11 protein-coding genes are annotated in these 13,422 nt (G+C 59.6%); 7 read left to right on the top strand and 4 right to left on the bottom strand.

Annotated features, from left to right (window positions below; all coding sequences use genetic code 11):
* Positions 1-660 precede the first annotated feature (660 nt).
* Both ACFMO7_RS01210 and ACFMO7_RS01205 read left to right on the top strand, forming a co-directional pair.
* Positions 661-1,386, top strand: coding sequence for a UTRA domain-containing protein (locus ACFMO7_RS01210; RefSeq protein WP_376793714.1), 726 nt, complete (start codon positions 661-663; stop codon positions 1,384-1,386).
* A 1-nt stretch (position 1,387) separates the two neighbouring features.
* Positions 1,388-1,972 carry an HD family hydrolase gene (locus ACFMO7_RS01205; RefSeq protein ID WP_376793713.1) on the top strand — a complete coding sequence of 195 codons (585 nt, stop codon included), beginning with the start codon at positions 1,388-1,390 and terminating at the stop codon, positions 1,970-1,972.
* A gap of 122 nt (positions 1,973-2,094) precedes the next feature.
* Here the strand turns inward: ACFMO7_RS01205 and ACFMO7_RS01200 are convergent, their stop codons facing one another.
* Positions 2,095-2,361, bottom strand: coding sequence for a hypothetical protein (locus ACFMO7_RS01200; protein WP_376793712.1), 267 nt, complete (start codon positions 2,359-2,361; stop codon positions 2,095-2,097).
* 57 nt (positions 2,362-2,418) lie between these two features.
* On the opposite strand from ACFMO7_RS01200, the gene ACFMO7_RS01195 reads away from it, so the two are divergent.
* From ACFMO7_RS01195 to ACFMO7_RS01180, 4 genes are all read left to right on the top strand, one after another.
* A complete protein-coding gene (locus tag ACFMO7_RS01195; RefSeq protein WP_376793711.1) occupies positions 2,419-3,186 on the top strand; it encodes an alpha/beta hydrolase in 768 nt (255 codons plus the stop codon).
* Between the two features lie 260 nt (positions 3,187-3,446).
* The gene (locus ACFMO7_RS01190; protein WP_376793710.1) at positions 3,447-4,925 is read left to right on the top strand and encodes an APC family permease; all 1,479 of its coding nucleotides are present in this window, start codon (positions 3,447-3,449) and stop codon (positions 4,923-4,925) included.
* Positions 4,926-5,064: 139 nt separating this feature from the next.
* Positions 5,065-5,952: a RibD family protein gene (locus ACFMO7_RS01185; protein WP_376793709.1), complete on the top strand. Its 888-nt coding sequence runs from the start codon at positions 5,065-5,067 to the stop codon at positions 5,950-5,952.
* A 327-nt stretch (positions 5,953-6,279) separates the two neighbouring features.
* On the top strand, positions 6,280-7,869 hold the full coding sequence (locus tag ACFMO7_RS01180; protein WP_376793708.1) for a chitinase: 1,590 nt from the start codon (positions 6,280-6,282) through the stop codon (positions 7,867-7,869).
* A 568-nt stretch (positions 7,870-8,437) separates the two neighbouring features.
* Here ACFMO7_RS01180 and ACFMO7_RS01175 read toward each other — a convergent pair.
* The 3 genes from ACFMO7_RS01175 to lexA form a co-directional block, all read right to left on the bottom strand.
* Positions 8,438-9,391 carry a VTT domain-containing protein gene (locus ACFMO7_RS01175; RefSeq protein WP_376793707.1) on the bottom strand — a complete coding sequence of 318 codons (954 nt, stop codon included), beginning with the start codon at positions 9,389-9,391 and terminating at the stop codon, positions 8,438-8,440.
* A gap of 183 nt (positions 9,392-9,574) precedes the next feature.
* Positions 9,575-10,891, bottom strand: coding sequence for a hypothetical protein (locus ACFMO7_RS01170; protein WP_376793706.1), 1,317 nt, complete (start codon positions 10,889-10,891; stop codon positions 9,575-9,577).
* Between the two features lie 572 nt (positions 10,892-11,463).
* Positions 11,464-12,102: a transcriptional repressor LexA gene (gene lexA / locus ACFMO7_RS01165; RefSeq protein WP_376793705.1), complete on the bottom strand. Its 639-nt coding sequence runs from the start codon at positions 12,100-12,102 to the stop codon at positions 11,464-11,466.
* Positions 12,103-12,496: 394 nt separating this feature from the next.
* On the opposite strand from lexA, the gene ACFMO7_RS01160 reads away from it, so the two are divergent.
* A complete protein-coding gene (locus ACFMO7_RS01160) occupies positions 12,497-13,018 on the top strand; it encodes a bifunctional nuclease family protein (protein WP_052888665.1) in 522 nt (173 codons plus the stop codon).
* The last annotated feature ends 404 nt before the right edge of the window (positions 13,019-13,422 follow it).

Here is a 13,422-nt window from a genome sequence, read left to right as displayed (position 1 = left end):
CCACACAACCGATCACGGGCACGCAAAACCAGACGAGCATAAGAGGACATCCGCTGGGAGTCCCCAGCCCTGCGGGACCAACGGGGAGAGGACCAACGCCAGGGCAAACTCATAACCAGACACCTCCTCAAAGGGCACAATCACTCTCGCCACCGGGAGAGGGCGAGGAAGGAAGAGAAGACGCCTTCCCCAGAAAGGGAGAGGCATGTTCACCTCCGTGTTGGATAGGAGAAAGATAGGGGGAATGAGAAAGAGGGGGAAAGAACGCCAGGGATCGTGGCCGGGACGCCTCCGCTACGGCTGCTGCACAGCTCCCCGGGGAGCTGTGCAGAGGTCCGCCCGCAACGGCCCACTGCGCGGACTGCCTCCACCTCCCTGCCATGTGGCCGCGGGCGCCGGCCCCTGGCCGGGCCGATCCGTATTCAGTTGTCAGAGTTCGAGTCAGGACCTGTCTCCGAGCAGGTCCGCGCCCAAGGGAGCGCCTCCTTGAAATTTGTCCTTATCTGTCCCTGATTATACCACGAATGTACCAAGAAATCAATATTTCGTATCCAAAAATCAGGGGAATTTACGAGACAGGCACGAGACAGATTTGACAGAGAGAACACAGTTGCGATAAGATTGAAGAAGGAACCGAGAGTTCCAAGGAGGAAAGCATTGATGAAGGTCATCAATGGAGAAGAATACCTCACTATTGATGAGGTGCTTCGGCTTTGGCCTGCGTCGCGAAATCTTTTTTACAAACGCATTAAGCCTCGTCTCCGGACATACCACTTTGAAGGAAAAGCAACCCCACGCTTTTACAAAAAAGCAGAAGTGCTTGCGTTACGCGATGGGAGGCTGGAACAACGAGATCCTATTCTGATATCCGGGCTACTCGGAGATTGGACCGTATTCCTGCGCTCATTGGGTTACCAGGCAGAAACGAAGACAATCTCCGTAGAGATTACTGATCTACCGGAGGAGGTTGCGAGAACTTTCCGGCTTCATAGCGATCAGAGATTTGTCCGCAGGACTCGCATGACCCTGGCAAATGGCATACCAATCTGTTTCTGGTCCACCTACTATCCTGTGGAATTAGTGGGAGAAATTTTGGCTGAAATACAGCGAGATCCGTCGCTTGATGTCATTAAGCGGATACGGGAGTTGCGATCTCTCTCCCCAGCTTGGGAAAGGGACCGCTACCTGGCGAGAAATGCCTCCCCAGAGGAACAAGCACTACTACAGTTAGTAACAAATGAGCCGGTCTTGGTCGTGCAGCGAGGCTGTTGGACCAGCAAAGACAAGCAAACGCTGACGCATATTAGCCACATGGTCTTGGTAGCGAGTTGGTTCTCAGTCGAGCACGAATTCCCGCTGCGTTGGGGACAAGAGGGAGCCGAATAGAATGGGACCGAACTTGAAGCAGGTCGCTCACTATCTGTACGAGATAGGACATCTCAAGCGGTTGAGACGCTCAGGATGGTGGCGCATGGGCGTGAGAGATCCAGAAACTGTGGCCGAGCATTGTTTTCGCACCGCCATCATTGGATATATCCTTGCATCTCTGGAGGGGGCTGATGCGGAGAGGACGGCGAGCATCTGTCTATTTCATGATGCCGCTGAGGCGCGAGTTGGGGATATCTCCTGGCTAGCTCGTCGCTATCTCGCCTCTCAAGAAGCAGAGCCACGCGCTTTTCGTGACCAGGTAGAGCATCTTCCCGAATACCTGCCGCAAAAAATTGCTGAACTCTTCCAAGAACAAGCACAACAGCTCACGCGTGAGGGACAGTTGGCGCGTGAGGCCGATATTCTGGAATGTCTGCTTCAAGCTCGCGAATATGCTGCACAGGGATACGCGAAAGGGATGGAATGGGCACAGATGTGTCGAGAGGGCTTGAAATCAGAGATTGCGAGAACACTTGCAGATTACTGTCTGGAAAGCGACCCAGGCGCGTGGTTTGAGTCGCTTCAACAAAACCCCCATCTCTGAGGGCTTGAAATCAGAGATGAAGGGCGTCCTCGATCCGCTTGCGGACACTGAAAGACAGGAAAAGAAGCGATCTATCGCATGCTTCTCTCAGGGGAGATCGTCGAAGGGAAAGAGAAACCACTTCAAATGGCAGCGTAGCCCGCGCTTGCTCCCGCTGCCTCCAGCACCGTCAGGCCGGGCGGGCTTAGAGCCAAGCGGCGCAAGCGCTTTCTTCCTACCGATTGCCCGCCACTCTTAGAGGTCCGAGCCTCCTCCACCTCCAGCGCCGGTAAGGCCGTGGCATCGGTCAGCGTCCCCACATCGTGCAGCCCGTCCTCTACCGGCACCCTCCGGCCAGCAATGGGCTTCACAACGTAGGGCTGCAACCGTAAGCACTCGCTCGCTTTCACTCCGACAGCCTCCAGGCTCAACTATTATGGATCGCGGGGGGCGATACCAAGCTCCCGGTGGTGCTGCTGCACGGGGCCGGCATGGATAGCAGCGGCTACGATGTCCCAGTAGCAAACGCCTCGCTGGTCAATGCCCTGGCCCAGAACGGCTCGCACACCTTCGCCTTCGACTTTCGCGGACATGGGCGCTCCAGCCGCGTCGCCGATGGCAAGACAGTGACGGTTGCCAGCTCAGTGGCCGATACGGCGGCCGTCCTCGACTTTGTTCGCCATGTCACCGGTCACGAGCGCGTGATTCTGATCGGCGAAAGCTACGGGACGATGGTGGCACCTGTCGTGGCCGAGCGCTACCCCGAGCGCATCGCCGGCCTGGTCTTGCTTGGCTTTATCTACGCCGCCCTGGCAACTCCGATCGATGAGATGCTGGCTGAGCTGGAGCAAGCCCCCTGCGGCTACGCCTACACCACCGAAGAAGAGTGGGAGATGTTCGCCCCTTCGGCCCCTCCCGCGGTGCTGCAGTGGCACCAGGCTCACTTTGGTACAGCTTATGCCTACCCTGTCGGCCCCTACCTGGAAGCAGGCCGGCTTCCTCACGTCCAAACCCCTGGTCGCATCAGCAGTCCGCTCCTGGTGGTCACCGGCGATCAAGATCCTTTCGCCTCGCTCGAAGATACCAATCGCTTCCTCTCCGCCGTGGCCAGCACCGATAAGGTCCATCTCTACCAGACGGGCGTCGGTCACATGCCCTATGTTGAGCAGAAGGCAGAGGAGACCAGACAGGCTATCTGTGAGCTGGTCAATCGCTGCAGCGGCAGCCGGCAGTAGAGGCACAGTGCCGCCTCTCTTGTTATGTTAAAAAGGCAGCCGGCTGCCTACGGCCAATTCCTCTCCTGGCTACTTTAACCAATATGACAAGGAGAGAGTAGAACGCGGTGGCAGTTTCCCATCAGGGAGCTTTGCCGACCGTTCTGCTCTCTCTACAGTGGCGATCCTGGACTACAGGCGTTTTTCTCTCTTACTTGGCTCCTTCAGGTATGGCAGGTCAAAAAACCACTTTATCAAAAACGCTAGAGGAGAAAATTTTTATGACACAAGAGCCAGCAGAGAAGAAAGAGTTGATGTCGGAATCGTATGTTCCGCGCACCATGCCCGTCCAGCTCAATACCCTGGACATGACGGCCAACTACATGCTTTTACTCTTCAACATCACTATCTCGACACTACTCGTTGGTAGCGGGGCGGCTGGGATCAGCTATTTGCTGCTGGGGGCCCTGGTTTTTTTCCTTCCCTGTGCCGTTGTTACCGCCCAGCTAGCTTTGCTATTCCCTCACGAGGGAGCGCTTTACAACTGGAGCTACAAGGCGCTCGGTCAATACTGGAGCTTTTTCTCGGGCTTCTGCGCCTGGCTCTCCGGTGCCCTGCTCATTATCGGAGGCCCCGAGCTATTCGTCACCTATCTGCAAAACCTGCACAGCGGCTGGCTGAGCGAACCCTGGCAGCAAGGATTGGTGATCATCGGCCTGCTCATTCTCTCCTGCCTGATTGCCCAGCAGCGCCTGCGCCTCGTCCAAAATATGATCAATATATTAACAATAATCTACTTTATGGCCGTGCCCCTGATGGGACTGGCCGCCCTGATCTGGCTGTGGGAGGGACATGCCACCGCCACAAGCCTCACTCATCCTTCCGAATGGAGCCTTGGCCCGACCAACTTCATCACCTTTGGCTACGCCACCTTTGCCTACCTCAGCACTGAGGTGCCTTTAATCCTGGGTGGGGAGATGCTGCCAAAGCGTCAGGTGATCACGCGCCATCTCCTCTGGGGCACTCCTATCGTCTTCGCCAGCTATCTGATCACCTCCCTGGCCATGCTCATGGTCCAGGGACAGCAGGCCGCCTACAACGGCTTCGCTCCAGTGCTGCTCATGGACATGGTCTTTGGTAAGTGGGCGGGGGACCTGGTTCTCGTCTGCATCTTAATCTATTTCTTCATCGTACCTGTATTTTTCAATTCCACCTTTTCACGCCTGCTGATGGTTGGCGCCATCGATAAGCACCTGCCCAGGCAGGTGGGCCTCCTCAACGGCAACCGAGTACCAGGTAATGCCATCATTTTTCAGACCGCTATCAGCCTGAGCTTTGCGGCCATCATCTTCCTGGTCATCCCCTATCTGATCGCCCCATCGTCGCCGAGCGACTTTGCAACCGAAGCCTATAATGTCCTGATCGCTGCAGCCACCCTCGTCTGGGCGCTCTCCGTCATGTTCTTGTTCATCGATACGCTAGTCTGTACATACCGTTATACGGACCTCCTGAATAAGCAAAGCCTGTTTCCCAAGCCCTTCGTCAGGCCTATCCTCTGGCTCTGCTGTATTCCTGGACTGCTCTCCTGCCTGACGGCTATGATCACGACCGTCATCTACCCCTGGATTCCGCAGATCAGCGCAGGCTCCTGGTGGTATATTGTTGGCGGGCTGGCCCTGGCCTGTCTGGGCGTTGCCGCCATTGGCAGCATGATCGCTAACAGCGGCGCCCGCTGGCAGGATCTCACCACCCCTGATTGAGACCCAGGGTTCCCCAAATGGGCAAAACAGCGTGATAAGCAGAGAAGATAGAACGCTGGAGTGGCCTCTCCTGTCAGGCTCATCAGGCAGGAGAGGCCACCAGGTGCGAAACCTAGCCCAGATACCAGGAGAAGATCAGGTGAAGAACGAGAACAGTTCACCAGCCATGCAGACCTTATCTCCTCTCGAGACCCTCTTTGAGCAGGCCGAGGCAGAGGGTCAGGCCCTGCCGCTCCCTTCACGCTTAGCCCATCTCTACGGACGGCTGGCTTTCCCGCCGGTCCCAGAAGAGCGCCCTTATATCGTCAGCAACTTTGTCGAGACCCTCGATGGGGTAGCGGTTGCTCATGCCAATGGTGCAAGTCTGGACATCAGCGGCAGCAACGAGCACGATCATCTGGTCATGGGACTGCTGCGCGCCTGCGTCGACGCGGTTATTGTCGGGGCAGGCACGCTGCGCGATGCGCGAGAGCATCGCTGGACGCCGGACTATATCTACCCTCCGCTGGCCCGCGACTATGGCCAGCTCCGCCAGCAGTTGGGCCTGGCCCCTCAGCCACTGAATGTGATCGTCAGCAACAGCGGCAACCTGGATCTCAGCCTGCCGCTCTTCCAGGAAGAGGCCATCAGCGCTGTGCTGATCACCAGCGCACGAGGGGCGGCCCAGCTCCAGCAACAATCCCTCCCTCCCAGACTGCAGCTGCTGATCGCCGCTGAGGAGGGCCCTCTGCCGGCGCGCGCCGTTGTGGAGACGCTCGGCCGCTGGCAACCGTGCCAGCGCATCCTGATAGAGGGAGGGCCCCAGTTGATGGGGCGCTTTTTGAGCGAGCGGCTCATCGATGAGCTGTTTCTCACGCTGGCTCCACAGCTCGCCGGACGCGACGCGGAGGAACTTCGCCCCGGCTTTGTCTCAGGTCAGCTCTTCTTGCCGACTGACCCACGCTGGGGGGAGCTACTCAGCGTGAAGCGAGCCGATAGCTATCTTTTCTTGCGCTACCGCCTGGCCCAACCCTTAACAGCTCCCTAGCCCAGCCAGGCTGTTGCCAGCCACTCGCCGCCCAGCACCCGCACCCAGGACCACCAGCCAGCCAGACAGACAGGTCGCTGTTTCCCTCTTCTTGCCTGGGCTGGCTGGCTGCGGGTTCTTTTCTTCTTCGCTAGCCAGAGTGGTCTAGACATCTTGACGATATGATTATCTCTGATTATCATTGGGCATGAAGGATTGGCCGGCAGGGCACGGCCTGTCTATCCACCCAGGGGGCAGGCTGCAGGCATGAGGCCAGCATGCCCTGCCGCGGCACCTGACAGCCTCGGGCTGTCTAAGCATCTTAAGGCAAGGAGGATAGCCATTGCCATGCCCCTACCCAGTAGGCTGCCCAAGGTTGGGCCGTTACCTCCTCTGCGACCGCGCATCCTGTTCGCATTACTCTCAGCCCTGCTGATCGCCAGTGGTCTTGCCGCGGCCTTCTTTCTGCGTTCGGCAGGCGGGGCTTTTGCCGCAGGCAGCAACCTTGTCACTAACCCGGGCTTTGAGAGCGGTAATCTCAGCGGCTGGAGCTGCGACCCCGGTGACACTGTTGTGACTGCTCCGGTGCACAGCGGCAGCTATGCCCTGCAGATGAATCCCACAGCTTCCACCACCGGGCAGTGTACCCAGACCATCGGCGTCCAGCCCAACAGCAGCTATACCCTCAGTGCCTACGTCAACGGTCCATACGCCTATCTCGGCATCAGCGGGGGAGCCAGCAACTGGACGAGCAGCAGCAGCTACACCCTGCTCAGCGTTTCCTTTACCACAGGTGCCTCAACCACCAGCGTCACCATCTACGTGCACGGCTGGTATCTGCAAGGGAGCGTCTATGTCGATGACGTCAGCCTGAGCGGGCCAGCAGGCAGCGCCACCGCGACGCCCTCGCCAACACCGACCAGCCCTCCCAGTCCGACCCCAACGCCCAGTCCCACGCCGGTACCGACCCGCACCCCAACACCGACCAGCACGGTCGCCCCTACTCCGACGCCGACGCCCTGCACAAGCTGCGGGGGCAGCCTTCCGCGTCATGTCCTGACCGGCTACTGGCAGGATTTCACCAACGGAGCCACACCGCTCAGGCTGAGCGCCATTAACTCCTACTACAATCTGATTGCCGTGGCCTTTGCCAACGCCGACCCCTCGCGTCCGGGCGCCGTCACCTTCAGCATCGACTCCGGCCTCTCCTCAGCCCTCGGTGGCTACACTACCAGCCAGTTTATCAGCGACATCGCTACCCTGCACGCGCAAGGGAAAAAGGTCATTATCTCCGTTGGCGGACAGAATGGCACCATCACCGTCAACGACGCAACAAGTGCCACGAACTTCGCCAACAGCGTCTACCAGCTCATGACCACTTACGGCTTTGACGGCGTCGACATCGATCTTGAAAACGGGATCAACCCCACCTATCTGACCAGCGCCCTACGACAACTTTCGGCCCTGGCCGGGCCCAATCTGATCATCACCCTGGCCCCGCAGACCATCGATATGCAGTCGACGGCGGGCGCCTACTTCCAGCTCGCCCTGAACATTAAAGACATTTTGACTCTCGTTAACACTCAGTATTACAACTCAGGAACGATGAACGGCTGCGATGGCAAGGTCTATGCCCAGGGAAGCGAGGACTTTATCACTGCGCTCGCCTGCATCCAGCTGCAGGGCGGCCTACGCCCCGATCAGGTCGGCCTGGGGCTGCCTGCCTCACCCTCGGCGGCGGGCGGCGGTTACGTTGCTCCCTCAGTAGTTAACGCAGCCCTTGACTGCCTCAGCAGCGGCACCAACTGCGCCAGCTTCAAGCCCTCTAAGACCTATCCCGGTCTGCGCGGGGCCATGACCTGGTCGATTAACTGGGACGCCTCCAATGGCTATGCCTTCGCTAATACCGTGGGGCCACACCTCAGCAGTCTGCCCTAGAGGCCCTGATTGAGCGGGCAAGCGCTTCCTTGTCCCCCCTCCTCTCGGACGGAGGGCACCGCTTCCATTGTCGGCGGTGCTCTCCGTCTTCTCTTTACCCAGTCCAGCCAGGAAGAAGGAGGGAGGGGAGCCGCTGGGTCGATTGGAGGCCGCAGCGGCTCGTCGGGGAGGGCCAGAGAGCCTGGACCAGGAGTCAGGGCCAGATTCTTTACAGAATCTTTGTAATTGGCTTAGGATTTTTTGATTTCTTCCCCCTATTATAGGGAGCAGACAGACCCCTATGGTTCCTGCTGTCAAGACCGACGCCTGGGAGGATCTCCCCCACCCCCGTTCCTCCGACCAGCACTCCCAGGCGCCGGTCTCCCCCAGTCCCTGGCGCTGGCGGCCAGCGAGAGAGAAGCCACACAAGCCCGCCCCCAGCAGGTTGCTCGTCTGGCTCCCCCTCAGTCGCTGCAATTTCGACCCCCTGTACCCTTCAAGCCGCCCGGAGCGGGCCATAAACAAAGAGGCCGGCTCGGGCACCTGCCCTTGCCGGCTACCACTGCTGCGCCGCTTTGCTGCCACTAGCCTACTGGCGAGAATAGGGACCCGTTGGTCCGCCCTGGCCTTGTGCGGGCCAGGGCGGTCGAAAAGTCTGGCCCTGCACAGGAGGCCCTTGCCAGGGAACCTGAGGCGAGGGAGCGGCTTGAGGAGCCGAGGGCGCCGTCGACGGATTGGACCACGGGGGTCCAAAGGGGGGCTGGCTCACAGGCCCTCCCCAGGGAGCAGCCTGAGAAGGCGTTGACGGAAAGCGCTGCCCGTCGGGACCGGCAACCGGTGATTGCCAGCCAGCCGGCTGCTGCTGGGCGGCCGCGGCCTCAGCGGCGGCGTGCGCGGCGCGCGCTCGCCGATCGTTGCGAATATGCCGCCAGACATAGAGGACCACCAGCACCAGCAAGGCCAGGACGATTACCCCGTCGAGGCTGTGAAAGATCGGGGCCAAGGTATCCAGGTGATTACCCAGCACCGTGCCAGCGTAAGCCAGAACCAGGCACCAGGGCAGCGACCCAAGGAAGGTGTAGAGACAGAAGCGCCCAAACGGCATTTTTGTAATACCGGCAGGCAGGGAAATGTATGTTCGTACAACTGGCAGCAGGCGCGAGAAGAACGCTGTAGCGCTTCCCCAGCGTCGGAAGAACTCATCCGCCTTATCGGCATCGTGCTGCGAAATCAGCAGATAGCGACCATACTTCAACATCAGTGGGCGCCCGCCAGAGGCCCCGATCGCATAGGCCAGCATCGAGCCGAGCAAACAGCCAAGAGAGCCGGAGAGGGCCACCAGCAGCAGAGCCAACCAGGAGTTGAGACCAGGAAGCAACCTGCCCTGAGCGAGCATCACGCCGGCCAGAGGCATAACAATCTCACTGGGCAGGGGAATGCAGCAGCTCTCGATCGCCATAGCCACCACGATCCCGAGCAGACCCGTCGAGACATAGAGATTCGTGATCAAGCTGGTGAGAGCCTCGATCAAGTGATTCAACAAAACGCGGCCTCCTTTGTAAGGCAAGCTCCTGCACTTTTGAGCAATCCTAGCACACTCGGCCAGCGGACGCCAGGAAAAGGGTACCAACGTCCCGTTCCGTGGCGTTGGCCCCAGCTCCTGGCCCGGCAAGTCGCCAGCTACCTGATCGGGCGCTCCCGCTCCGACCCTGATCTCCCCAAGCCTCTAGAGATCGTCAGCGGCAGGCAAGCGTCGAAGACGAGAAGAGCGGCGAGTGATTGGCTCCTCGGCAAACTGACTCAATTCGGCACGCAGCGGGTCATCCTCATAAAGATAGGGAGGGCGGCGTACCAGGGGATTTCTCAAGCTCCCCGAGGGCGAGCCGCGCAGGAGACGCTGCTCGCTCGTCACATAGGGACGCCCCAGGGGTTCCCTTCCCGCATTTGTCGTCTTCAGAGCAGAGCCATACCCATCATAGATCTCCCCAATCTCATCAGGCCCGGCGGCCAGCGGCGGGCGTCGCCCAGCCATTCGCGATGGAGCAGCAGGCCCAGAATCAGACAAGGCTGAGCGCTCTGACCGTCCCAACGATTGCGAAGGCCGAGGCTGGCGCTGTTGCATCTGCTGCATGGTTTGCGCCCGCTGTCCGGAAGCGGAGAGCGCAGAAGAGGGAGAAGCAGGCATCGACCCAGAGAGGCCGGAAGAACGGCGCGCCGCCAGCCTTGGTGGCGGCGGCGGAAGCATGGGAGAGATCTCAACGTCCTCCTCGCTAACGGCCTCTTCCTGCTGACGCACCGCCTCCAGGCGTGCGGTGCGCAGGGCCTCTGCGAAGTACTGACTCTGACGACGCTTGCCCGCGGCCTGAGAGCGCGGGACCCCTGGATACGCCGGGCCAGCGGGTGCGGGGGAGAGCCGATAGCCCTCTTGGAGCGGCTGGGGCCGGGGACCCTCGAAGCGCGTCTGCGGCTGGAGACCGGAGGAGTGGCGCCCGGTCGAGCGTGACTGCAAGGGAGCCGAAGAGGGGGAACGGGCCGGAAGCTCTCGAGATAATGAGCGAGATAGACGTGATGAGAGCGGCATAGAAGCAGGCCTCCGAACGCGTACCATCTCCTCCTCTGGCTCCTCATCGTCAAAGGTCACATATCCATCGTTGGAATCAGTTTCATCCTCTTCCTCAACAAAACTCCACTCCTCCTCTTCTTCGACCAGGGCTTCCTCATCACTAGCCATTCGTGTATAGCGCGTCTCGCCCCGTCTGCCATCCTGAGCCAGCAACGGCTGGCGGGCGGCGCGCGTAGAGGCCTGGGGGGGCAACTGGCGCGCCGTTTCGAGAGCCATGTGCGCCTGCAACTCGGCTCGGAAGTACTCATCGTGACGACGGGAGAGAAAAGAGAAGAGAGAGAGAGAAATGGGGATACTAAGCAGTAAGGCTGCCAATCCGCCTATCAGGCCACCAAGCACCCAGGAATTCAGCGTATTCCCGAACCACAGGACCACGGCAGCTCCAGCAACCAGCACGAATGCCACGGCGGCGGCTCTCATAGGAAGTGTGTCCTTTCAAACAGAAGTTCTCCTCAGTATAAGGCAGCAAGAGCATGGCGAAAAAAGAGCACAGCCTGCCCAGAAAAAGCCATGCCTCCCTTCTCAGGAACCCGAACTGGGTACGAGCTGATCACCTTTAGTGACAGTATAACAGCGACGGGATTTCTTGGCAAGAAGCGCGCTAGCAGGCGCCTGCGGAGAGGGGAGAAGAGAAGCCAGACAGTCCAGCTCTGGGGGCCAGAGGCAGAGCTTGCTGCGCCTGAGCGCCGGGTAGAGGCGAGCAGTTCGCTGGCGACCTGGTCGGTGGCGTCCGCTCGTCACTCCGCCTCTGCCACCGATCCCTTGCCGGCCTGGGGGGTCCCACGGCTAAAGCCGTGGGATGGTATGACTCCTTAGCCATACACCTCATAAAAGGAAGAGGACGCGGCACGGCAGGATATGCGCGTCCTCAGCACGGCATGCAGTCTGGCAGACTGGCGGGTGCAGAGCCTGGCTGCAACGAGGAGAAGCTGGCCGACTTGACTGACTAGAGAAAGGGGGTAGCGGAGAGAGCCAGCCGAGAGCCGTTCAGCTCAGGCGGCGCGGCCGGGGCCGCCGTAGTGACGCACGATAGCGATCACCTTGCCCTGGATCTCCCATTCACGATCCCACTCGTCACGCGGGATGTAGATCGGCTCCAACTCGGCGTTGGCCGGCTGCAGGCGCACCTGCTCCTTCTCCAGAAAGAAGCGCTTGAGCGTCGCCTTGCCGGGCGTCCCCTCAACCAGGTGCACAGCCACCACGATGTCGCCGTTCTCACAGGTGCGCTGGCGCTTAATCACCACATAGTCGCCGTCGCAAATATGATCCTCGATCATCGACTGGCCGCGCACAACCAGAGCGAAGCTGCTTTCGGGATCGACGCCATGCCCCACCTCGATCGTCTGGTCCGGCTCCGAGAAAATCTCGATCGGCTCACCAGCGGCGATGGTCCCCTCGACAGGGATGCCCCAGGGATGCCTGGTTAGCTTGATACCGCGACTCTTCTTGGCCTCGCGGATAATGTAGCCACGCTTCTCCAGCATGCCCAGGTGATAGTCGACATGGCCAGTGCTGGCGATCTTCATGGCCTTGCCGATCTCACGATTGGTCGGAGGCATCCCTTCCCGCCGAATGTAATTGACAATGAATTCCAACATACGCCGCTGGAACTCGCCTAGTGGTTCAGGCATAAGCCAGATTCCTGCCTTTCTCCAAAAACCCGTTCTACGAACTCTGTCGCTGTCAAAAGTAGAACGGCTATTCGAGTCAATGATATCAGACAGGGCAGGACAAGTCAAGCTTTTTCTTGAACGGATTTTCGGAACAGTCTTTCAGAGGCCATCACGAGCGAGCCGGGCCGTTCCCTGGGAGCAGAGGACTCTTGGAATAGCCGCCAGTCTTTGCTATACTATCCGACGAGGGGAGGTGATGGCGGGTCGTAGCCAGGTAGCGCCTGCTCCTTTCCTGTCCTGACCGTAGCCAGCGAGAGAAGGGCAAGCGATTTGCGCCAGACCCGTAGATAGATGTACAATAAAGGCGTCGAACACTCGCGGAACCGGCCATGAAAGAGGGAGTCAGAGACACATGGTTGAAATGACAGTCGAGAGTGTACGCATAAATCTGGCGACACAGCAACGGGTAGTCATTTTAAAGGCGCTAAGGCAGGAGCGCTATCTCTTCATCTGGATAGCGCACGCGGAAGCCTACGCGATCGCAATCGAACTCCAGGGAGCCAGCTCCCCACGGCCTTTGACCCATGACCTGCTCAAGAATGTGATCACCGAGCTGGGCGCGAAGATTATGAGTGTCGTGATCTCTGACCTGATCGACGATATCTTCTACGCCCGCATCATCCTCGATGCCGACGGCAGGCACGTGGAGATCGACGCTCGCCCAAGCGATGCGATCGCACTGGCCATTCGCGCCAAGGCTCCGATCTACGTCGAGGAGAGTGTGCTGGAGCGCGCCGGTGTCACGCCAGAGACCAGCGAGGAGCAGAGCCTGCCAAAGACCCCTCCCAAGAAGGAGCCAGAGCCGGATAACCTGGAGGCTTATCGCGATTTCATTAACAGCCTCGATGTGCTGGACGAGTTCGGCAAGGATTGATGGCACCTGCCGCCCCGCCGCAGCCTCTTCCGGCTCGCCTCGCTGCTGCGAGTCTCGCCTTCCGCTTGCTCACAGCCCTGGCGACTATCTGATGCTGGAAGGGATGGCTTGAGGAGCGGTCTGGGCTTTCTTCGCCCGCCTGACAGCCATGCCGCTCCGTCAGCAAGGCCCGCTCTCGCTATCGATGGCTCGCCCGCTTTTGTCCTGCCCTAAAGCAGAGGGGACGCTCCTTCGTTCGTCGCCGATCGTGGCCATCCAGATCGCTCGTTTGAAGGCCCGTCCGTCCCAACGCCCATGAAGAGAGTTCCGTTCCAACTTTGAGAGCAGGACCGTCAGCACGTGTCGCGCGAGGATGGCCCTTGCCCTTCAGTGATATTTTTGTGCCTTGATAGCATCTGCTGCTT

Origin of the sequence: Thermogemmatispora sp., from assembly GCF_042408735.1 — a bacterium.
Lineage (GTDB): Bacteria > Chloroflexota > Ktedonobacteria > Ktedonobacterales > Ktedonobacteraceae > Thermogemmatispora.
The sequence above is the reverse complement of the archived record's forward strand: the minus strand, read 5'-3'. Positions and strand labels throughout refer to the sequence as shown.

What these genes read in the sequence shown, in the direction of transcription:
- ACFMO7_RS01210 (WP_376793714.1), top strand. Translation starts at nt 661, where the DNA reads ATGAAGGTCATCAATGGAGAAGAATACCTCACTATTGATGAGGTGCTT.
- ACFMO7_RS01180 (WP_376793708.1), top strand. Translation starts at nt 6,280, where the DNA reads ATGCCCCTACCCAGTAGGCTGCCCAAGGTTGGGCCGTTACCTCCTCTG.
- ACFMO7_RS01160 (WP_052888665.1), top strand. Translation starts at nt 12,497, where the DNA reads ATGGTTGAAATGACAGTCGAGAGTGTACGCATAAATCTGGCGACACAG.
- ACFMO7_RS01205 (WP_376793713.1), top strand. Translation starts at nt 1,388, where the DNA reads ATGGGACCGAACTTGAAGCAGGTCGCTCACTATCTGTACGAGATAGGA.
- ACFMO7_RS01170 (WP_376793706.1), bottom strand. Translation starts at nt 10,891, where the DNA reads ATGAGAGCCGCCGCCGTGGCATTCGTGCTGGTTGCTGGAGCTGCCGTG.
- lexA (WP_376793705.1), bottom strand. Translation starts at nt 12,102, where the DNA reads ATGCCTGAACCACTAGGCGAGTTCCAGCGGCGTATGTTGGAATTCATT.
- ACFMO7_RS01190 (WP_376793710.1), top strand. Translation starts at nt 3,447, where the DNA reads ATGACACAAGAGCCAGCAGAGAAGAAAGAGTTGATGTCGGAATCGTAT.